The organism is Micromonospora sp. NPDC049891 (genome assembly GCF_040660295.1).
GTDB lineage: Bacteria > Actinomycetota > Actinomycetes > Mycobacteriales > Micromonosporaceae > Micromonospora.
Map to the genome: position 1 here is coordinate 1 of NZ_JBFAML010000002.1, position 20370 is coordinate 20370.

Below are 20370 nucleotides of genomic sequence, written 5' to 3' on the forward strand. Positions count from 1 at the left end.
TGGTCGTTGCGGTCACCCAGGTGACCCAGGTTCTCCAACTTCGACTCCTGCAACGCCGTCGCGATCGACACCACCGCGGCCCGCTCGTCCATACCAGCCTTCTTCGTCGCCGCGATGATCGCCTTCACATTGCCGACCTGCTCGTCGTTGAGGTCGACGTGGGACTGGTTGCTCGGGGTGCCGTGCGGCAGCAGCTTGCTGGTGTCGGGCTTGTCGGCCTGGATGGCGGCGATGGGGGTGGCCGGGGTGGGCTCGCCGACGGTGTGGTTGAGGGGGCCGGCGGCGAGTCCGGCGGCGGCGGTGAGGCCGGCGATGCCGAGGATGCTCTTGCGCAGGGTGGTGTTCATGAGGACTCCTTCGCGGTGGGGGAGGTCCCGGGCCTGCCTGGACAGGGGGTGGCGGGTGGGACCGTGCGCGGTGGGGTGCCACAAGACGTGGTGGACCGTCGGCCGCAGGGGTCGGGCCGGGCGGGGTGTCGGGGTGGGGTGTGCTGCCCCGGAGGGGGTGGCGCGCGGGGCGGGCGGGCGCTTCCATCACGCGCCGGACCATGTCCAACGACCCGGCGGGGCGGATCATTCCCGGGCCCGCCGACCCACCAAGGGTGGGTGGGTGCTGCTTGGTCAGCCACCGTCTACAACGCCGACCGACCGCCGACGATTCCCCCCGACCACCCTCCATTGGTTCTTCAGAACCGGACACCCCGCAATCTTGGTCCCGAACCGCCCACCAGAGGGCCGAACTGCAACAAGATCCGAACGGACGTTCCGGTTGCTGTCGGGGAGTTCGGCACCGCCCTGAGGGGTGTGGGGTGAGGGCCTAGGGTGGTGCGAGTGGCGACACTTCTGCTCCTGCGGCACGGACGGACCACCGCGAACGCCGACGGTGGCCTCGCCGGTCGGCAGCCCGTCGAGCTGGACGAGACCGGCCGCGCCCAGGCCACCGCGGTCGGTGAACGGTTGCGGGCGGTGCCACTGACGGCCGTGGTGACCAGCCCGCTGATCCGTTGCCGGCAAACCCTGGAACTGGCGCTGCCCCAGGCGTCGCCGGTGGTGGACGACGGTCTGATCGAGTGCGGGTACGGCAGTTGGGAGGGTCAGCCACTGAAGAAGCTGGCCAAGGAGCCGCTCTGGCCGGTGGTGCAGCAGCACCCCAGCGCGGCGGTCTTTCCCGACGGGGAGGCGATGGCGCAGATGGCGACCCGGGCGGTCGCGGCGGTACGCGCCTGGGACGCCCGGCTGACCGCCCAGCACGGCCCCGAGGCGGTCTGGCTGGCGTGCAGCCACGGAGATGTGATCAAGGCCATCGTCGCCGACGCGCTCGGCGTACACCTGGATCTTTTTCAGCGGATCGTGGTGGACCCGGCGTCGGTGACCGCGATCCGCTACACCCCCCTGCGGCCCTTCCTGGTACGCCTCAACGACGTGGGCGGTGACCTCGCCGGCCTGGTGCCACCACCCGGTAAACGGCGACGGCGGGCCAGCCGGTCGACGGACTCGGACGCCGCGGTCGGCGGTGGCGCGGGGGCGTCCCGATGAGCCGCCCGACCCGGCGTCCCGCCGTGCCTGGGTGCGTCGCCATTCGGGTCGGTGGGGTGCGCGCTGCGTGGGACCGCCGGATAGGGTCGTGGGTATGACCCACCAGGTGCACGCCTTCGAACCGCCGGAGCGGTTCGTCGCCGGGACCGTCGGGCCGCCGGGGGAGCGCACGTTCTTCCTCCAGGCGCGCGGCGGTGGCCGGCTGGTCAGCGTCGCGCTGGAGAAGGTCCAGGTCTCCCTGCTCGCCGAGAAGCTGGAGGAACTGCTCACCGAGGCCCAGCGTCGGTTCGGTGTGGAACTGCCCGAGGCCGCTGCCGTCCCGGTCGGTGACAACGACCCGCTGGAGACGCCTGTCGACGAGGAGTTCCGGGTCGGCACGCTGGGACTGGCCTTCGACGCGGACACCGCGACCGTGGTGATCGAGGCGATCGCGGTCGGCGATGCGGAGACCGAGATCGAGCTTGGCGAGTCGGAGGAGGAGGACGAGCCCGACGACGTCGAGCCCGACGAGGATCTCGACCGGCTCCGGGTCCGGTTGACCCCCGAGGCGACCCGCGAGTTCATCGAGCGGGCCCGGCGCGTGGTCAACGCCGGCCGGCCGCCCTGCCCGCTGTGCGGCCAGCCCCTCGACCCGGCCGGCCACCTCTGCCCCCGGAACAACGGCTACCACCGGTGACCTCGTCCGGCGTGGCACCCCGGCAGGACGGGGGTGCGGCGCTGCGCCTGTTGCGGGACGGTGAACTGACCGTCGAGGGGCGACTCGTCGACGCGTCGAACACCACCCTGCGAGGTGTGCTGACCCTCGACGACATGTCGGCGCGGTGTGTGTACAAGCCGGTGCGCGGGGAGCGGCCGCTGTGGGACTTCCCGGACGGCACCCTCGCGGGCCGTGAGGTGGCCGCCTACCTGGTCTCCGAGGCCACCGGTTGGGACCTGGTACCGCCGACGGTGCTGCGGGACGGGCCGTTCGGGCCCGGTTCCTGCCAACTGTGGATCGACGAGCCGCCCGACGCCGAGCCACTTGTCGGGTTCGTGCCGGCCGCCGCGGTGCCGCCGCGCTGGTTCCCGATCGCGGCGGCCCGCGACGACGACGGCACCGCGTACGCCCTGGCCCACGCCGACGACCCGCGACTGGCCCGACTCGCGGTGCTCGACGCGGTGATCAACAACGCGGACCGCAAGGGTGGCCACGTCCTGGTCGGCCCGGACGACCGGATCCACGGGGTCGACCACGGGGTGAGTTTCCACGTGGAGGAGAAGCTCCGCACGGTGCTCTGGGGTTGGGCCGGCCGGCCGCTGCCGGCCGACGCGGTCGAGATGCTCGGCCGCCTGACCCGTCAGATCGCCGGCCCGCTCGGCGAGGAACTGGCCGAGCACCTCACCCTCGGTGAGATCAGCGAGTTGGCCGCCCGGGTTGACCGGCTGTGCGGGAGCTGTCGCTTTCCGCAGCCTTCCCAGGACTGGCCGGCGGTGCCCTGGCCGCCGATCTGAGCCTGTCGCGTTGATCACTCGCGGGCCGGCGTGACGTCGCCCAACGGCTGGTTAGGCTGACGGTCATGGAGTCTTGGGTGGGGCACGAGGTGCCGCGGCTGCCTGGCAGGAGCGAGCCGTTGAGGTTGTTCGACTCGGCGCGCGGCGGCGTGCAGCCGAGCGAGCCGGACGGCACTGCGACCATGTACGTCTGTGGCATCACCCCGTACGACGCCACCCATCTCGGTCACGCCGCCACCATGATCACGTTCGACCTGGTGCAGCGGATGTGGCGGGACGCCGGCCACGAGGTCCGGTACGTACAGAACGTCACCGACATCGACGACCCGTTGCTGGAGCGGGCCGAACGCGACCGCGAGGACTGGAAGGTCCTGGCGATGCGGGAGACGGCGCTGTTCCGGGAGGACATGGAGGCGTTGCGGATCATCCCGCCGGCCCACTACGTCGGTGCGGTGGAGTCGATCCCGGACATCGCCGAGAAGGTGTTGGTGCTGCTCAAGGACGGCGCCGCGTACCGTCTCGACGACGGCACCGGCGACGTCTACTTCGACATCTCGGCCGCGCCGAGCTTCGGTTACGAGTCCAACCTCTCCCGCGAGGAGATGCTGGAGATCTTCCCCGAGCGCGGCGGTGACCCGGACCGCGCCGGCAAGCGCGACCCGCTGGACCCGTTGCTGTGGCGCGGCGCCCGGGACGACGAGCCCTGCTGGCCCGGCGGGGACCTCGGCCCGGGCCGTCCCGGCTGGCACATCGAGTGCGCGGTGATCGCCCTCGGTCTGCTCGGCTCCACCATCGACGTGCAGGGCGGCGGCAACGACCTGCTCTTCCCGCACCACGAGTGTTCCGCCGCGCACGCCGAGCGGCTGACCGGCATGGCTCCCTTCGCCGGTCACTACGTGCACGCCGGCATGATCGGGCTGGACGGCGAGAAGATGTCCAAGTCCCGAGGCAACCTGGTCTTCGTCTCCCGGCTGCGGGCCGACCGGGTGGATCCGATGGCGGTGCGGCTGGCGCTGCTCTCCGGGCACTACCGCGCCGACCGGTCCTGGACCGACGACCTGCTCGACGCCGCGCAGCAGCGGCTGGGCCGGTGGCGGCGGGCCGCCGCCGCGACCGCCGGGCCGTCCGGCGAGGCCTTTCTGGCGGGGCTGCGCGAGCGTCTCGCCGACGATCTCGACACTCCCGGTGCCCTCGCCCTCACCGACGCCTGGGCCGGCGCCACCCTGGCGGAGCGGGGCGACGACCCGGCCGCCCCGCCGCTGTTCGCAACGGCGGTGGACGCCCTGCTCGGCGTCCGACTCTGACGGCGTGACGCTCCGGCGCCCGGTGAGCGCCGGCGGCCCGCACGGCCGGCTCGTCGGCAGCGCCGAGGGCACCGGCGCTCAGCGGGGCCGGCCGTAGACGTCCAGGTCGCCGTTGTCGTCGCCGGGTACCAGGTTCGTGGCGAGCGAGGTGAACACCAGGTACCGGCCGTCGGCGCTGAGCCGCGGGTCGCCGGAGGGCTCGTCCGTCTGGCCGCCCGTGATCGTCACGCTGAGCCGCTCGACCCGGTCGGTGAGCCGGTCCCGGACGAACACGTCCTCGACGTGGTTGGTGTCGCCGGGGAGCAGGTTCGTGGCGGCGGAGTAGAAGCCGACGAACCGGCCGTCCGCGCTGATCGTCGGCCGGTCGCTCGCCCCGCCGCCCGGTGCGCTGCCCGGGCGCGCGCTGACCCGCTCGGTCCGGCCGGTGAGCCGGTCCCGGACGAACACGTCGGTGACCCGGTTGGTATCGCCGGGCACCAGGTTGGTCGCGGCGGAGGCGAACGCCACGTACCGGCCGTCCGCGCTGATCGCCGGGGAGATGCTGTAATCGTCCGCCGACCCGCCGTGCCGGGCCACACTGACCCGCTCGGTCCGGCCGGTGGCGCGGTCGCGGACGAACACGTCCTGCTGGCCGTTGGTGTCGCCGGGTACCAGGTCGGCCGCGGGGGAGGTGAACGCCACGTACCGGCCGTCGGCGCTGATCGCCGGGTCGTTGCCGCCGCCACCGGCCGGTCCGCCCGTGGCGGAGACGCTGATCCGGCCGGTGGTGCCGGTGACCCGGTCCCGGACGAACACGTCGGACGTGGCGTTGGTGTCGTCCGACACCAGGGGCGCGGTGGAGACGAAGGCGACGTACCGGCCGTCGGCGCTGATCGCCGGGGTGCCCGCGCCGGCTTCGGCCTCGGTGCCGTCCGCCGCGAGGCTGACCCGGGTGGTCACCCCGGTCGCCCGGTCCCGGACGAACACGTCCTCGGCGTGGTTGGCGTCACCGGGGACCAGGTTCGTGGCGGTGGAGGCGAAGGCGACGTACCGGCCGTCGGCGCTGATCGCCGGCAGGTAACTGTCCCCGTCACCCGCCCCGCCCCCGGTGGCGAGGCTGACCCGGGCGATGGCCCCGGTCGCCCGGTCCCGGACGAACACGTCGTCGGCGTGGTTGGTGTCACCGGGGACCAGGTTCGTGGCGGTCGAGGTGAAGGCGACGTACCGGCCGTCGGCGCTCGGCACGGCAGCGAAGCTGGCCCCGTCGCCGGCATGGCCTCCGAGCGCCGTGCTCAACCACTCGGTGCCCGCCGCTGTGGCGGCAGCCGGCCGGGCCACCGCCGGCGGCGTCACGAGGATCGCGGCGACCACCGCGACCGTTGCGTACTGTCGTCCACCCATGGCGTCGCTCCCTCGGACCGGCTGTCCCCCGCACATCCTCGCCGGGCCGGCGCCGCCGGAAACGTCGAGTGTCGCGGACACGACCATGCGTGGTCGTCGACCGGTGTCGGAGGACGCAGGGCCCGCCAACCGGAACCGACCGGCCCGGGCGGAGTCGCCGGAGCATCGCAGGGTCAGCCGAGGACGAGGCCGGGGTCCGGGTCGGGGTGCTCGGCCGGGGCGGGGATCTGGTACTCCTCGGTCAGCGTGGTGACCGGGCCGGGCCAGGTGGCCTGGGCGACCTCGATCGGTTTGCGCTGCGGGTCGTACGCCACGTGCAGCAGGTGCAGCACCGGCGTGTCCGGTCGGATCTGCAAGGTCTCCGACTCCTCGCGGCTGGGCTGGCGTGCGGTGATCGTGTCGGTGGCGGTCGCGTACCGCCGGCCGGTGGCTTCCTCGGCCTCCTGGTAGAGCGGGCGGCCGAACGCCTCGGCCCGCTCCAGTGTGGTGCCGGCGGTGTCGGCGGGCAGGAACCAGGAGGCGCCCACCTCCACCGGTGAGTCCTCGGTGCGGACGAGGTGACGGCGGCAGAGCAGTTCGGTGCCGTCGGGTACGCCGAACGCGTCGGCCACCTCGGGCGGCGCGGGGGAGCGGCCGACGGAGACGAGCTGTTGGCGGTAACGGGCCGCCAGGTCGGTGTGGTAGCCGCGGAAACCGCCGTAGCGGCCTCGGGAGAGCCGGTTGAGCCGTCGTCGGGTGCCCCGTACGTACGTACCGGAACCGGGTTTGGTGATCAGGACGCCCTCGACCCGCAGCTGGTCGACGGCGCGCTGCACGGTCTGCTTGGCCACGCCGAACATCTCGGCGATCGCCGGGATGGACGGCAGTCGCTCGCCCGGTGCCCAGTCGCCGCGCCGGATCTGGCTCTTGAGCTGCGCGGCGATCTGCCGGTGCGGAAACTCCGCCGCCCCCGGGTTGATCTGCATCCCCCGCCTCCTCGTTTCAGCTAGGTTCCTAGGATGCCGTACGCGGAGTGGGCTTCGCCACCCCGACCCGCACGACGAGACCCCGGGCAGGTCATGCCCGGGGTCTCGGAAGCGGAACTGGGGGAGGAGTTACCAGGAACCGGCGGTGGGGCCGGCGGATCCGCCCCGGCGGCGCAGGTACTTCTCGAACTCCTGGGCGATCTCGTCCCCGGTCAACGGGGTGATGCCCGCGTCGCCAACGCGTTCCTCCAGCTCGCGAACGTACTCGCCCAGCTCGGCGTCCTGCTCGGCGGCGCTGCGGACCCGCTGCTCCCACTCGGCGGCCTCCTCGGCCAGGTCGGCCATCGGCACCGGCAGGTCGAGCACCTCCTCGACCCGGTGCAGCAGGGCGAGAGTGGCCTTCGGGCAGGGCGGGTTGTTCGCGTAGTGCGGCACGTGGACCCAGAACGAGACGGCGTCGACCTCGGCGCGGGTGCACGCGTCGTGCAGGACGCCGACGATGCCTGTCGGCCCGTCGTAGCGGGTCGGGGTGAGCTGGTAGCGGCGCGCGGCGTCGGCGTCGGAGGCGCTGCCGCTGATCGGCAGCGGCCGGGTGTACGGCACGTCGGCAAGCAGGGCACCGAGCAGCACCACCCGCTCGACCTCCAGGCTGTGGCAGATCTCCAGCACCTGTTCGCAGAAGGTGCGCCACCGCATGCTCGGCTCGATGCCGCGGATCAGCACCACGTCCCGCTCGGTGCCGGCGGGGCTGGCGACAGTGAACCGGGTGGTGGGCCACTCCACCCGGCGGGTGGCGCCGTCGGACATGGCGATGGTGGGCCGGCTGACCTGGAAGTCGTAGAAGTCCTCCGGGTCCAGCTCGGTGATCGGCCGGGCCTCCCACACCTGTTCCAGGTGCTCGACCGCCGCGGTGGACGCGTCCGCCGCGTCGTTCCACCCCTCGAAGGCGCAGATGGCGACCGGGGACCGCAGCACCGGCAGCCCGTCGAACTCGGTCACGCCGTCACCTCCTGCTCGTCACCGGCGGTCCGGGGCGCGGGCCCGGTCGTCCGCCCACGGTGCGTGGTGGTGTCGCTGTAGTCCTTCACGTCAGTCAGCCTACGTGCCGTGCCCGGACCCGGCCCGTCGGCCGCGCCGGATCGGCCGAGCGTCGGCACCGCCGTCGGGGGCCGCCGACACCGAACGGTGGTGCACGGTCTGGGGCATTGACCACCAAAACGGGCAACGTGATCCCGATGACACAATGTGGGATCGGACGGTACGCCGGGGCGCGGGCCCGCCTCGCCGCACTAACCTGAGGTCGTGCGGACTTCGTTGCTCGACGCGCTGGCAGACCGGATCCTCGTCACCGACGGGGCGATGGGCACGATGTTGCAGGCTGCTGACCTGACCCTTGACGACTTCGACGGTCTGGAGGGGTGCAACGAGATCCTCAACGTCACCCGGCCGGACGTCGTACGCGGGGTGCACGAGGCGTACCTGGCGGCGGGCGCGGACTGTGTGGAGACGAACACCTTCGGTGCGAACCTGCCGAACCTCGCCGAGTACGACATCCCCGACCGGATCTGGGAGCTGTCCGAGGTGGGGGCGCGGCTGGCCCGGGAGGCCGCCGACGCGTACTCGACCCCGGAGCGGCCCCGCTGGGTGCTCGGTTCGATCGGCCCGGGTACGAAGCTGCCGACCCTCGGCCACGCCTCCTACGCCAGCCTCCGCGACGCGTACCAGCAGAACGCCGGCGGTCTGATCGCCGGTGGCGCGGACGCGTTGATCATCGAGACCTGCCAGGACCTGCTCCAGGTCAAGGCGGCGGTGATCGGATCCAAGCGGGCGATGGCCGAGGCGGGCCGCCCGGTGCCGATCATCTGTCACGTGGCGGTCGAGACCACCGGAACGATGCTGCTGGGCAGCGAGATCGGTGCGGCGCTGACCGCCATCGAGCCGCTCGGCGTGGACCTGATCGGCCTCAACTGCTCGACCGGGCCGGCCGAGATGGGCGAGCACCTGCGCTACCTCTCGCAGCACTCCCGCATTCCCGTGTCGGTGATGCCCAACGCCGGCCTGCCGGTGCTCACCCCCGACGGCGCGTACTTCCCGCTCGGCCCCGAGGAGATGGCCGACGCTCTGGAACGGTTCGTCGTCGACTACGGCGTCGCGCTGGTCGGCGGCTGCTGCGGCACGACCCCCGAGCACATCCGGGTGCTCGCCGAACGGATGCGCGACGTGCGGCCGGTGGCCCGCGAGCCGCGTACCGACCCGGGTGTCTCCTCGATCTACCACCATGTGCCCTTCGCGCAGGACGCCAGCGTGCTGATGGTGGGGGAGCGGACAAACGCCAACGGCAGCAAGGCGTTCCGCGAGGCGATGCTCGCCGCCGACTGGCAGTCCTGCGTGGAGATCGCCCGTGGCCAGGCCCGCGACGGCTCGCACCTGCTGGACCTCTGCATCGACTACGTCGGCCGGGACGGCACCACCGACATGCGCGAGCTGGCCGGCCGGTTCGCCACCGCCTCCACCCTGCCGATCATGCTGGACTCCACCGAGCCGGCGGTGATCGAGGCCGGGCTGGAGATGCTCGGCGGGCGCTGCGTGGTCAACTCGGTCAACTACGAGGACGGCGACGGCCCGGAGTCCCGCTTCGGCCGGGTGATGCCAGTGATCATGGAACACGGCGCGGCCGTCGTGGTGATGTGCATCGACGAGGAGGGACAGGCCCGCACCGCCGCGGACAAGGTCCGTATCGCCTCCCGGATCGTCGACGACCTGACCGGACGCTGGGGGATGCGGCTGCCGGACATCATGGTCGACGCGCTTACCTTCCCGATCTCCACAGGTCAGGAGGAAACCCGCCGCGACGCCATGGAAACCATCGACGCGATCCGTGAGATCGCCCGGCGCTACCCGGGGATCAACTTCACCCTGGGCATCTCCAACGTCTCCTTCGGACTCAACGCCGCCGCCCGGCAGGTGCTCAACTCCGTCTTCCTGCACGAGTGCGTGCAGGCCGGGCTGACCTCGGCGATCGTGCACGCCAGCAAGATCCTGCCGATGTCGAAGATCCCCGACGAGCAGCGCGAGGTCGCTCTCGACATGGTCTACGACCGCCGCCGCGACGGCTACGACCCGTTGCAGCGGTTCATCGAGTTGTACGAAGGTGTTGACGCGGCCTCGGCGCGTGCCACCCGGGCGGAGGAGTTGGCGGCCCTGCCGCTCAACGAGCGGCTCAAGCGGCGGATCATCGACGGGGAGCGCAACGGTCTGGAGGCCGACCTCGACGCGGCGATGGCGGCCGGTACCGCCCCGCTGCTCATCATCAACGACATCCTGCTGGACGGCATGAAGGTCGTCGGTGAGTTGTTCGGCTCGGGGCAGATGCAGCTGCCGTTCGTGCTCCAGTCCGCCGAGGTGATGAAGACCGCGGTGGCGTACCTCGAACCGCACATGGAGAAGGCCGACGACGGCGGCAAGGGTCGCATCGTGCTGGCCACCGTCAAGGGCGACGTGCACGACATCGGCAAGAACCTGGTGGACATCATCCTGTCCAACAACGGCTACGAGGTGGTGAACATCGGCATCAAGCAGCCGATCTCCGCCATCCTCGACGCCGCCGAGCAGCACCGCGCCGACGCCATCGGCATGTCGGGCCTGCTGGTCAAGAGCACCGTCATCATGAAGGAGAATCTGGTCGAGATGGCGTCGCGCGGGGTCGCGGAGCGCTGGCCGGTCCTGCTCGGCGGCGCGGCGCTGACCCGGGCGTACGTCGAGGACGACCTGCGGTCGATGTTCCCCGGCCAGGTGCACTACGCCCGCGACGCCTTCGAAGGGCTGTCCCTGATGGACCGGGTGATGGCCGCCAAGCGCGGCGGTGCCCCGGTGGTGGACGCCGAGCGGGAGGCGGCCCTGGCGGCGCGGCGGGCCCGCCGGGAACGGCAGCGCGCGGTGGTCGCCGAGTCGCTGCCGGAGTTGCACGACGCCTCGGTACGCTCCGACGTCGCGGCCGACGTGCCGGTGCCGATCGCGCCGTTCCACGGCACCCGGGTGGTCAAGGGGGTGCCGCTGGCCGACTACGCGGCGCTGCTGGACGAGCGGGCCACCTTCATGGGCCAGTGGGGGCTTCGTGGCGCGCGCGGCGGCAAGGGCCCGTCGTACGAGGAACTTGTGGAGACCGAGGGCCGGCCGAGGCTGCGTTACTGGCTGGACCGGCTCATCGCCGACCAGGTGTTGGAGGCGGCCGTGGTCTACGGCTACTTCCCGGCCTACTCCGAGGGCAACGACCTGGTGCTCCTGGACGAGAACGGGCACGCCGAACGGGCCCGGTTCACCTTCCCCCGGCAGCGGCAGGAGCGGCGGCTGTGCCTGGCCGACTTCTTCCGCCCGCGCGGCGAGGAACTGGACGTGGTCGCGTTGCAGCTGGTCACTGTGGGCCAGCCGGTGAGCGAGTACGCGGCGAAGCTGTTCGCCCGCAACGAGTACCGCGACTACCTGGAGGTGCACGGCCTGTCGGTGCAGCTCACCGAGGCCCTCGCGGAGTACTGGCACAAGCGGGTCCGGGCCGAGCTGAGGCTGCCCGACGGCCGTACCGTCGCCGACGACGACCCGGCGGACCTGGCCGGTCTGCTGCGCACCGACTACCGGGGCTGCCGGTACGCGTTCGGCTACCCGGCCTGCCCGGACCTGGAGGACCGGGCGAAGATCGTGGAGCTGCTCGGTGCCGAGCGGATCGGTGTGCAACTGTCGGAGGAGTTCCAGCTGATGCCGGAGCAGGCCACCGACGCCATCGTCGTCCACCACCCCGAGGCCAGCTACTTCAACGCCAAATGATCACCGCGACTGGGTGGAGGGATCGAACACCCAGTGGCTGGTCTGGAAGATGCGCCCTGCGAAGGCCGTCTCTTCCTGGCCGACGAGGGAGAATCCGGCCGAGCGGCAGATGGCGTTGGATGCTGCGTTCGTCGTGCTGGGGAACGCGTGGATCAGCCCCCAACGCCCGTCCGCGCGGGCCAGGTCGAGAAGCGTGCGTACGGCTCGGCTCGCCAGGCCTCTGCCCTGGAACTCCGGCAGGACCATCCAACCGATCTCGGAGATGCCTCCGTGGGGGTACAGCGTCACGGTTCCGGCCACCTGCGGGCAGTCACCGGGAACGATCATCTTGATCCAGGCGCTGTCCTCGCGGACCGTCTCGAGGTCCCGCGTCAGCTCACCGGCGATACGCTCGCGCGGCTGCGGTCCGCCGAGTTCCGACATCATCACCGGATCGCCGCGCATCCGGACGTACGCATCGAGGTCAGCGGGCTCCAAGTCGCGCAGCAGCATCTCGGGAGCCTACCGGTCCGAGGTGGTCGGTCGGGCTCGGTGGACCGTGGCTTGCGGGTGGTCTTGCCCAAATTATCTTAGCGATTAAGATAACTACATGAACGCATCGACCGACTTCTCGGTGGCAATCGCCGGTGCCGGCCTCTCCGGCCTCTGCCTCGCCCAGTACCTGATGCGCGCCGGCGTCGACGTGCATGTCTACGAGCGGGATCCGGGCCCCTTCGTCAGACGGCAGGGCTACCGGATCATTCTCAACAGGTACGGGCTGGAGGCCCTGCGCGAGAGTCTGCCCCGCCCGCTGTACCGCCTGGCGCTGACCACCGGTGACGAGCCCGGCGGGCACCTGCGCTTCACCGACAGCCGGCTGCGGGACGCATTCACCATCAACTTCAAGGACGAGCCACACGCGACCCGCCAGGTCGACCGGCTGACCCTGCGGTCGATCCTGCAGTCCGGACTGGACGGGCGTATCCATTACGGCAAGGCCGCAGTCGCGGTGGACAGCGGCGGCCCGGCAGGGGTGCGGCTGCGGTTCGCCGACGGCGGGGCCGCCCCGGCAACAGTCGTCGTGGGCGCCGACGGCGTCGGCTCGGCGCTGCGCCGGCAGATCATGCCGGATGCGGACCCGGCGAGCACCCCGATGGTGGGCATCTACGGCCGGTCACCCCTGTGGCGCAACGGTGCGAGCGTCATTCCGGAGGCACTGCGTACCAGCGGGGTCCTGGCCATCGCCGACCGGCCGGGCCGTGCCTTCTTCTTCACCTCCATGCGGTTCGGCGAGAGCCCGGGGCGGGCGTTCGCCCGGTTGGCCCCGGGCAGCTACGCGCCCACCGGCGACGACTACGTCATGTGGGCACTGCTGCTCCGCCAGGAGGAGGTGCCCATCGACGTACGCGGCAGCCTGCTGGCGCTCTGGAAACAGGCTGCGGTGATGAGCGCGGACTTCCATCCGCTCATCCGACGGCTTGTCGACACGGCCGAACTGGACGCCACGGTGCTCAATGTCTTCGCCACCGGCCAACGCCCGCACCGGTGGGCGGTACCCCGGGCGACGATGATGGGTGACGCCGTGCACGTCATGCCGCCGTTCGGCGCTCACGGCGGCAACACCGCGCTCCGCGACGCCGCCCTGCTCGGCCACAAGCTGGTCGAGGCCCGGGGAAACGGCACGCCGGTGGAGGAGGCGATCGCCGGCTACCAGGACGAGATGGTGCCCTACGCCTTCCACGCCGTCGACACCGCCGCCAAGCTGATGCGGCGCCTCACCGGAGGCGCGGCCGCACCCCACTGGGTGCTGACCCGGTTGTTACCTCGGCTGCACCGGGTCACCGTGCCGGAGGCATGATTGCCGACATGTCCCACGAGCTGGCCCGTACGTCCGCGATCGCCGACCTCATGCGTGCCGGGCGGGAAACCTCGCGGCTGTCCATGGTGTTCCGGTACGCCATCGCGGAACGGCTGGGCCTCACGGTGAGCGACCTGGAGTGCCTGGACTACCTGGCGGACGTCGGATCCGCCACCGCGGGACAGGTCGCCGAGCGCACCAACCTCACCACGGGGGCGGTGACCAGCATGCTCCGCCGGCTCCAGCAGGCCGGCTACGTGACGGCCGAACGGGATCCGGCGGACCGGCGACGAGTGATCGTCACCCTGCGGCCGGAAAGGGTCGCCGAGTTGACGCGACCGTACGAGCGGTTCGCCGAGCGGGCGGAGCGGCTCGTCGAGGGCTACCGCGTCGAGGAGATCATGCTGCTGGTCCGGCACTACGACCGCATGCAGGAGATGTACCTCGCCGAGTTGGACCGCCTACGCAGCGGCGACGCGCAGCGGTCTGCCTGAGCGTAGGCCGGTACTCCCGAGGTGCTTGTGTGACCAAGAGGTCGGGCGGAAGTCCGGAGGCCGGGTCGAGGGAACGTACGAAACTCTGCTCGATGCGTCGCGGCGCGTGGGCGAGGATCTCTTGGGCGAGTCGGTCTTGCTCTCCTGGGATCCTCTCCAGGTTGGGTTTCACCCGGCCAGGATGGCAGAACCGCGCGAGGTCAGCACTCGGCCCTGCCGAGGCGCGCGAACTCGTCGAGGGAAACGTACTTCGGTACCTCGTCGTTGTTCACGATGGCGGTGATCATGACCGATCCTGGTTGCAGGCCGGCGAGTTCGGGCAGCCGGAAGGTCACCGAGTGGGTGGTGAAGCTGTTGTTGCCGGCGACGCCGTACATGCGGAAGGTGGCGCGCCGATCAGGAGCGGGATCGGGCGGAAATCCCGGCAGTTGGACGCTGGCCGGCGAGGTCACGTCCCCGGGTACGTCATAGTCCCGGCCCGGCCAACTCGGCCAGTTCGCGGACGGTGCCGGAGCGCCGGACGGAGTGGGCGAGACCGCGTCTTCGGTGGCAAGGACAATCACGTCCGGCGGCTTGTCCGCGCACCAGGTCAGTGCCGCGAGCGGCCGGCCGTCAGCATCCACGGTCAGGCCGGTGATGCCCTTGATCTCTGGCGTGCAGGAGGTCAGGCCGGTCAGGACGAGCAGCGCGGCGGCCAGCGTGGCGACGATCCGCCGTGTCCTCGCGCGCGTCGGGGCGACCATGCTCTGACGATCGCAGAGCAGGGTCGACCTCCGAGCTCGGTTGAGTCTCGGGCCGATGACGATGACGCGGCGTCGTGCCTCCGCCGATGACCGGATTCGACAGGTCTGCGCGAGCCGCCATGTCGCCGACACGGGCCTGGCTCGTCTGACGTTTGCTGCCGCTGCATGTCGGAGCCGGGTACCGTCGATTGTGGCGGCTCGCGGGTGTGGGGGCCAGCGGATCGCCGCACAGTCCTCCACCTGGGAGCTTCGCCATGCCGCCGAGCGCGCGCACCATCGTTGACCCACGGTTCCCCGCTGAGCTTGCCCGACTTCGACGTGTCCGTGGCCTGTCACTGCGCGATCTGGCTCGCCTTGCGTACGTCGGGAAGAGCTACGTGCACGACCTCGAGACGGGTCGTACTCGACCGTCCCGGGAACTCGCCGCACACCTTGACGACACCCTGCAGGCCGGCGGGAAGCTGGCCGCGATGGTGGTCGATGCCCCGACCGTGACCACCCCCGACGACGATGACCGCCTGGCGTACGTGCTCGCCGAACCGACCCGCCTCGACGCCGCTGCGGTGCGGTCGCTCGCCGAGGTGCTGGCTGCGCAACGCCGCCTTGACGACGTTCTGCCGGCTCCGGTGACGCTGCCGGCCATGGTGGCGCAGCAGTCCGCTGTGCAGCAACTCGCCGAGCGGGCCGCCGGGCCGTACGTCGGCCAGCTGCACGAGTTGGTGGCGGAGTGGACGCAGTTCGTCGGCTGGTTGCATGCCGAAGCCCGCAACGATGGCGAGGCGATACAGGTGCTGACCGAGGCCGCCAGGCAGGCCGACGCCGTTGACAGTGGCCCGCTCGCGGCGCAGGTGGAGAACTTCCGAGGCTACCTGGAGCGGCAGCGGGGCAACCCGCGCGGCATCGTGCGACACTTCCTCGCCGCGTACCACACACCCGGGGCGACGGCCCTGCAACGCGTCGGCGACGCGGTCCAGGCCGCCCACGGGTTCGCGCTACTCGGCGATCGGCACTCAGCGGCAGGGCTCCTCGGTGCGGCGAGTGACCTCACCGAGGCGGCCGAGCGCGAGCAGGCACCGGTCCTGGCCTACTGGCTGACGCCCACGTTCAGCAGGATGGGCCTCGGGCTGGCCTATCTGGCGCTCGGCGACACGTCGGCCGGCATCGACAATCTGCGCGCCGGGTTGGCTGGGTTGCCGCCTGACCAGCGGGACGCCGCATGGACGCAGGAGTATCGGCAGGCACTCGCGGTCGCTACCGGCTGAGCTGTCCGTCAACCGTCCCGGACAGGACGCCGGACGCCTCGCACCTGCCCTGAGTGCCCACGGCCATCGCACGATTCTTGTGGGTGGTGGCGGTGCGCCCCCACGTACCGCCGCCCCCGTCCTCGAACTTCGGCGGAGGTGATGGCGTGAGCAGGTGGCACAGGTTCTGGTGGTGGCTGCGGCAGCGGCCGATACCGCTGGCTGACGGCGGGCAGCGGCGGGAGACCGTCGAGCAGGAGGCCGCCCGGCAACGCCTGCTCGACCAGGCCCGGCGCAAAGCCCGGTGGCCGGCATGACTGGGCGTGCCGTCAGCTATCGGGACGCGATGGCCGCCGAGGCGGTGCGAATCGGCCGGGCCGTCGACGCCCTGCCCGCCCGGCTCGCCGACGAGCACCTGCCCCGCCGGCCGGAGTGGACGTGCGCCAGTTGCGAGGGCGAACCGTCGTGGCCGTGCGCCCCAGCGCGGGTGCGGCTTGCCGAGGCGTACGGCCGGGACCGGGTGGGCCTGTCGATGTACGCGGGTGCCTTGTTGACGGCGGCGTTGGACGACCTGCCGCGTGAGGACCCCGGCGAGCTGACGACCCGGTTTCTCGCGTGGCTGCGGTGTACCTGCGGGGCGGGTAGCCACGCCGGGGCGTGGCCGACGATCAGGACCCCGTCGCATCCGCCGTCCTCTTCGTACGCCCGCCTGCCTGCGACCGGTCAAGCACGCACCGGCCGGACGGCGTAGCCGGATGTGACATCTGTTGCAGGACTCGCCGACACACCATCTGGTGTCTTGCGTTCGTGGGTGACCCATATATGGTGTCACCTGTAGCTGGTTCGGGCGCCCATCCGGGGCGGCCGAGGCAAGAGGGAACCCGGTGCGAATCCGGGACTGCCCCGCAGCGGTGAGTGGGAACGACAGCCGTCACAACGCACTGGGCCCCGGCCTGGGAAGCGACGGCCAGTAGGAGCGCGTGAGCACGCCCACGAGTCCGAAGACCTGCCAGCACGCCGCCCGCACTCGTGGGCGGCGGCCGCAGGCCGCGTGGGACGGCCGACGCCATCAACGGCCGCGCCCTCGGCGCGGGTCCGTGGCGTCCTCCCGCGTGTCCGAGGCCCTCAGCAGACGGCGCGAGGAGAGAGACGTGACGGTCGTGCGGGAGATGCCGGCCTCCGACGCAGGTGTGTCGGAGCAGCGCCGGCATGTGATGCAGGTCCGCAAACGCGACGGCGCCACGGAACCGGTGGACGTCAACAAGATCGTCCGGGCGGTGGAGCGGTGGGTGACCGACCTCGACGAGGTCGATCCGCTGCGGGTGGCCACGAAGACCATCAGCGGCCTGTACGACGGTGCCACCACCGCCGAGCTGGACAAGCTGTCCATCCAGACGGCCGCCGAGCTGATCGGTGCGGAGCCGCAGTACTCGAAGCTGGCGGCGCGGCTGCTGGCCGCGTACGTGGACAAGGAGGTCCGGGGACAGCAGGTGGCCAGCTTCAGCCAGTCCATCCGGTACGCGCACGACCTGGGGCTGATCGGGGACGCGACTGCGGCGTTCGTGGCCCGCAACTCGCGCAAGCTGGACGACGCGGTCGACCCGGACGGCGACCTGCGGTTCGAGTACTTCGGCCTGCGTACGGTCGCGGACCGTTACCTGCTGCGGCATCCGCAGACCCGCCTGGTGGTGGAGACGCCGCAGTACTGGCTGCTGCGCGTCGCCTGCGGGCTGTCGCAGACACCGGGCGAGGCGATCGGGTTCTACCGGCTGATGTCGAGCCTGGCGTACCTGCCGAGTTCACCGACGCTGTTCAACTCGGGCACCCGGCACACCCAGATGTCGTCGTGTTTCCTTGTCGACTCGCCGCGCGACGAACTCGACTCGATCTACGAGCGCTACCACCAGGTGGCGAAGCTGTCGAAGTTCTCCGGCGGTATCGGCATCTCCTGGTCGAGGGTCCGGGGTCGGGGCGCGCTGATCCGGGGCACCAACGGCAGGTCCAACGGCATCGTGCCGTTCCTCAAGACCCTCGACGCGGGGGTGGCGGCGGTCAACCAGGGCGGCCGTCGTAAGGGCGCGGCCTGCGTGTACCTGGAACCGTGGCACCCGGACATCGAGGAGTTCCTGGAGCTGCGGGACAACACCGGCGAGGAGTCCCGGCGTACCCACAACCTGAACCTGGCCAACTGGATTCCCGACGAGTTCATGCGGCGGGTGGAGGCGGACGGCGACTGGTCGCTGATCGACCCGTCGGACGCGCCCGAGCTGCCGGACCTTTTCGGCGAGGCGTTCGACGAGGCGTACCGGGCGGCGGAGAAGAAGGCCGTGCGGACGGTGAAGGCCCGGGACCTGTACGGCCGGATGATGCGTACGCTCGCGCAGACCGGCAACGGCTGGATGACGTTCAAGGACGCGGCGAACCGACTGTCCAACCAGACCGGTGCGCCCGGCAACACGATCCACCTGTCGAACCTGTGCACGGAGATCCTGGAGGTCAACAGCGACACCGAGACGGCGGTGTGCAACCTCGGGTCGGTGAACCTGGGCGCGCACGTCACCGCCGACGGCGTCGACTGGGAGAAGCTGCGCGCCACGGTACGCACGGCTGTGGTGTTCCTCGACCGGGTGATCGACATCAACTACTACCCGGCCGAGCAGACGGCGGTGTCGAACCCGCGCTGGCGTCCGGTCGGGCTCGGGCTGATGGGCCTGCAGGACGCGTTGTTCACGTTGCGTCTGCCGTTCGACTCGGTGCCGGCACGGGAGCTGTCGACCCGGGTACAGGAGGAGATCTTCCTGACCGCGCTGGAAACGTCGGTCGGGCTCGCCGAACGGTTCGGCCCGCACCCCGCGTACGCCGAAACCCGGGCCGCGAAGGGTGAGTTGCATCCCGACCTGTGGGGCGCGGAGGTGACGCAGGCCCAGCGGTGGACGGAGTTGCGGGAGCGGATCTCGCGCCACGGACTGCGGAACTCGCTGCTAGTCGCGATCGCGCCGACCGCCACGATCGCCTCGATCGCCGGATGTTACGAGTGCATCGAGCCGCAGGTGTCCAACCTGTTCAAACGCGAGACGATGTCCGGTGAGTTCCTTCAGATCAACACCTACCTGGTGCGGGAGCTGAAGACGCGCGGACTGTGGACCGCGCCGATCCGGGAACAGATCAAGCGGGCCGAGGGGTCGGTGCAGGGCATCGGCGAGCTGCCGGCGGACGTGCGGGAGCTGTTCCGGACCGCGTGGGAGCTGCCGCAGCGGGCGCTCATCGACCTGGCCGCCGCCCGTGCCCCGTTCATCGACCAGTCACAGTCGCTCAACCTGTTCCTGAGCGCGCCGACCATCGGCAAGCTCTCCTCGATGTACCTGTACGCCTGGAAAGCCGGGCTCAAGACCACCTACTACCTGCGGTCGCGTCCGGCGACCCGGATCCAGCAGGCCACCGTCGCCATCAAGCCGGTCGTCGCGGTGAGCGACGACGAGGCGTTGGCCTGCTCCCTGGAGAATCCCGAGAGCTGCGAGGCATGCCAGTGACCACCCTTTCCGAGACCAGCACCGACAAGCGGCAGATGCTGCTCGACCCCGGCATGGACCTGACCCTGCGGCCGATGCGTTACCCGCAGTTCTTCGACAGGTTCAAGGACGCCATCAAGAACACCTGGACCGTCGAGGAGGTCGACCTGCATTCCGACCTCGCCGACCTGGCCAAGCTGTCCCCGGCGGAGCAGCACCTGGTGTCCCGGCTGGTCGCGTTCTTCGCCACCGGCGACACCATCGTCGCCAACAACCTCGTGCTCAACCTCTACCAGCACGTCAACTCGCCGGAGGGTCGGCTCTACCTGTCGCGGCAACTGTTCGAGGAGGCGGTGCACGTCCAGTTCTACCTGAACCTCCTCGACACCTACGTGCCGGACGAGCGGGAACGGTTCGCGGCGTTCGCGGCGGTGGAGAACATCCCGTCGATCGCCCGCAAGGCCGAGTTCTGCTTCAAGTGGATCGACTCCATCTTCGAGCTACGGGAGCTGGAGACCCGCGAGGACCGGCGGGCGTTCCTGCTGAACCTGATCTGCTTCGCCGCCTGCATCGAGGGACTGTTCTTCTACGGCGCCTTCGCCTACGTGTACTTCCTGCGGTCCCGGGGCCTGCTGCACGGCCTGGCCTCGGGCACCAACTGGGTGTTCCGGGACGAGTCGATGCACATGGCCTTCGCCTTCGACGTGGTCGACACCGTACGCGCCGAGGAGCCGGACCTGTTCGACGCCGAGATGGCACAGCAGGTCCGGGACATGCTGGCCGAAGCCGTCGAGTGCGAGGTGCAGTTCGCGGCCGACCTGCTCGAACAGGGCGTGTCCGGGCTCTCCCTGGTCGACATGCGCGAGTACCTCCAGCACGTCGCCGACCGCCGGCTGGCGCAGTTGGAGATCGAACCGCTGTACGGGTCGAAGAACCCGTTCGCTTTCATGGAGTTGCAGGACGTGCAGGAGTTGTCCAACTTCTTCGAGCGGCGGGTGTCGGCCTACCAGGTCGGGGTCTCCGGCACTGTCGCGTTCGACGACGACTTCTGAC

The 20370-nt window shown here is 70.8% G+C and carries 17 protein-coding genes, 1 pseudogene and 1 riboswitch; of the genes and pseudogenes, 12 read left to right on the forward strand and 6 right to left on the reverse strand.

Going from position 1 to position 20370, the window contains the following annotated elements:
- Positions 1–347 (reverse strand): annotated as a pseudogene (locus AB0I71_RS03305) (hypothetical protein); the annotation flags it as partial.
- A 474-nt stretch (positions 348–821) separates the two neighbouring features.
- On the opposite strand from AB0I71_RS03305, the gene AB0I71_RS03310 reads away from it, so the two are divergent.
- From AB0I71_RS03310 to mshC, 4 genes are all read left to right on the forward strand, one after another.
- Entirely contained in the window at positions 822–1535 is a 714-nt protein-coding gene (locus tag AB0I71_RS03310) for a histidine phosphatase family protein (protein ID WP_357581628.1), read from the forward strand.
- Positions 1536–1629: 94 nt separating this feature from the next.
- Positions 1630–2211 (forward strand): DUF3090 domain-containing protein, encoded by a 582-nt coding sequence (locus AB0I71_RS03315; RefSeq protein ID WP_357581629.1) that lies wholly within the window; start codon positions 1630–1632, stop codon positions 2209–2211.
- Positions 2208–3026, forward strand: a complete 819-nt coding sequence (locus tag AB0I71_RS03320) for an SCO1664 family protein (RefSeq protein WP_357581630.1) — start codon at positions 2208–2210, stop codon at positions 3024–3026. Before AB0I71_RS03315 ends, AB0I71_RS03320 begins: the two co-directional genes overlap by 4 nt.
- 65 nt (positions 3027–3091) lie before the next feature.
- On the forward strand, positions 3092–4330 hold the full coding sequence (gene mshC / locus AB0I71_RS03325; protein WP_357581631.1) for a cysteine--1-D-myo-inosityl 2-amino-2-deoxy-alpha-D-glucopyranoside ligase: 1239 nt from the start codon (positions 3092–3094) through the stop codon (positions 4328–4330).
- A gap of 78 nt (positions 4331–4408) precedes the next feature.
- Here the strand turns inward: mshC and AB0I71_RS03330 are convergent, their stop codons facing one another.
- From AB0I71_RS03330 to AB0I71_RS03340, 3 genes are all read right to left on the reverse strand, one after another.
- A complete protein-coding gene (locus tag AB0I71_RS03330) occupies positions 4409–5710 on the reverse strand; it encodes a hypothetical protein (protein ID WP_357581632.1) in 1302 nt (433 codons plus the stop codon).
- A gap of 173 nt (positions 5711–5883) precedes the next feature.
- Positions 5884–6675: a GntR family transcriptional regulator gene (locus AB0I71_RS03335; RefSeq protein WP_357581633.1), complete on the reverse strand. Its 792-nt coding sequence runs from the start codon at positions 6673–6675 to the stop codon at positions 5884–5886.
- 129 nt (positions 6676–6804) lie between these two features.
- A complete protein-coding gene (locus tag AB0I71_RS03340) occupies positions 6805–7674 on the reverse strand; it encodes a PAC2 family protein (protein ID WP_357581634.1) in 870 nt (289 codons plus the stop codon).
- A 303-nt stretch (positions 7675–7977) separates the two neighbouring features.
- On the opposite strand from AB0I71_RS03340, the gene metH reads away from it, so the two are divergent.
- Positions 7978–11493 carry a methionine synthase gene (gene metH, locus AB0I71_RS03345; RefSeq protein WP_357581635.1) on the forward strand — a complete coding sequence of 1172 codons (3516 nt, stop codon included), beginning with the start codon at positions 7978–7980 and terminating at the stop codon, positions 11491–11493.
- On the opposite strand, the gene AB0I71_RS03350 is transcribed toward metH, so the two are convergent.
- Positions 11494–11985, reverse strand: a complete 492-nt coding sequence (locus AB0I71_RS03350; RefSeq protein WP_357581636.1) for a GNAT family N-acetyltransferase — start codon at positions 11983–11985, stop codon at positions 11494–11496.
- A 97-nt stretch (positions 11986–12082) separates the two neighbouring features.
- Between AB0I71_RS03350 and AB0I71_RS03355 the strand changes: the two genes are divergently transcribed.
- Both AB0I71_RS03355 and AB0I71_RS03360 read left to right on the forward strand, forming a co-directional pair.
- Complete coding sequence (locus tag AB0I71_RS03355; RefSeq protein ID WP_357581637.1) at positions 12083–13330, forward strand: NAD(P)/FAD-dependent oxidoreductase; 1248 nt, start codon at positions 12083–12085, stop codon at positions 13328–13330.
- Between the two features lie 8 nt (positions 13331–13338).
- On the forward strand, positions 13339–13824 hold the full coding sequence (locus AB0I71_RS03360; protein WP_357581638.1) for a MarR family transcriptional regulator: 486 nt from the start codon (positions 13339–13341) through the stop codon (positions 13822–13824).
- 200 nt (positions 13825–14024) lie between these two features.
- Here the strand turns inward: AB0I71_RS03360 and AB0I71_RS03365 are convergent, their stop codons facing one another.
- Positions 14025–14567, reverse strand: coding sequence for a hypothetical protein (locus tag AB0I71_RS03365; protein WP_357581639.1), 543 nt, complete (start codon positions 14565–14567; stop codon positions 14025–14027).
- 254 nt (positions 14568–14821) lie between these two features.
- Between AB0I71_RS03365 and AB0I71_RS03370 the strand changes: the two genes are divergently transcribed.
- From AB0I71_RS03370 to AB0I71_RS03390, 5 genes are all read left to right on the forward strand, one after another.
- A complete protein-coding gene (locus AB0I71_RS03370; RefSeq protein ID WP_357581640.1) occupies positions 14822–15829 on the forward strand; it encodes a helix-turn-helix domain-containing protein in 1008 nt (335 codons plus the stop codon).
- A 146-nt stretch (positions 15830–15975) separates the two neighbouring features.
- Positions 15976–16125, forward strand: a complete 150-nt coding sequence (locus tag AB0I71_RS03375) for a hypothetical protein (protein ID WP_357581641.1) — start codon at positions 15976–15978, stop codon at positions 16123–16125.
- On the forward strand, positions 16122–16559 hold the full coding sequence (locus AB0I71_RS03380; RefSeq protein WP_357581642.1) for a hypothetical protein: 438 nt from the start codon (positions 16122–16124) through the stop codon (positions 16557–16559). Before AB0I71_RS03375 ends, AB0I71_RS03380 begins: the two co-directional genes overlap by 4 nt.
- 71 nt (positions 16560–16630) lie before the next feature.
- Positions 16631–16837, forward strand: a riboswitch (cobalamin riboswitch).
- A 140-nt stretch (positions 16838–16977) separates the two neighbouring features.
- Positions 16978–19338: a ribonucleoside-diphosphate reductase subunit alpha gene (locus tag AB0I71_RS03385; protein ID WP_357581998.1), complete on the forward strand. Its 2361-nt coding sequence runs from the start codon at positions 16978–16980 to the stop codon at positions 19336–19338.
- Positions 19329–20369, forward strand: a complete 1041-nt coding sequence (locus AB0I71_RS03390) for a ribonucleotide-diphosphate reductase subunit beta (RefSeq protein ID WP_357581643.1) — start codon at positions 19329–19331, stop codon at positions 20367–20369. Before AB0I71_RS03385 ends, AB0I71_RS03390 begins: the two co-directional genes overlap by 10 nt.
- The last annotated feature ends 1 nt before the right edge of the window (position 20370 follow it).

Excerpts from the sequence above, each read along its gene's own strand:
- AB0I71_RS03335 (WP_357581633.1), bottom strand. The coding sequence starts at position 6,675 with ATGCAGATCAACCCGGGGGCGGCGGAGTTTCCGCACCGGCAGATCGCC.
- mshC (WP_357581631.1), top strand. The coding sequence starts at position 3,092 with ATGGAGTCTTGGGTGGGGCACGAGGTGCCGCGGCTGCCTGGCAGGAGC.
- AB0I71_RS03365 (WP_357581639.1), bottom strand. The coding sequence starts at position 14,567 with ATGGTCGCCCCGACGCGCGCGAGGACACGGCGGATCGTCGCCACGCTG.
- AB0I71_RS03350 (WP_357581636.1), bottom strand. The coding sequence starts at position 11,985 with ATGCTGCTGCGCGACTTGGAGCCCGCTGACCTCGATGCGTACGTCCGG.
- AB0I71_RS03330 (WP_357581632.1), bottom strand. The coding sequence starts at position 5,710 with ATGGGTGGACGACAGTACGCAACGGTCGCGGTGGTCGCCGCGATCCTC.
- AB0I71_RS03360 (WP_357581638.1), top strand. The coding sequence starts at position 13,339 with ATGTCCCACGAGCTGGCCCGTACGTCCGCGATCGCCGACCTCATGCGT.
- AB0I71_RS03390 (WP_357581643.1), top strand. The coding sequence starts at position 19,329 with ATGCCAGTGACCACCCTTTCCGAGACCAGCACCGACAAGCGGCAGATG.
- AB0I71_RS03370 (WP_357581640.1), top strand. The coding sequence starts at position 14,822 with ATGCCGCCGAGCGCGCGCACCATCGTTGACCCACGGTTCCCCGCTGAG.
- AB0I71_RS03355 (WP_357581637.1), top strand. The coding sequence starts at position 12,083 with ATGAACGCATCGACCGACTTCTCGGTGGCAATCGCCGGTGCCGGCCTC.
- AB0I71_RS03315 (WP_357581629.1), top strand. The coding sequence starts at position 1,630 with ATGACCCACCAGGTGCACGCCTTCGAACCGCCGGAGCGGTTCGTCGCC.
- AB0I71_RS03385 (WP_357581998.1), top strand. The coding sequence starts at position 16,978 with ATGCCGGCCTCCGACGCAGGTGTGTCGGAGCAGCGCCGGCATGTGATG.
- AB0I71_RS03380 (WP_357581642.1), top strand. The coding sequence starts at position 16,122 with ATGACTGGGCGTGCCGTCAGCTATCGGGACGCGATGGCCGCCGAGGCG.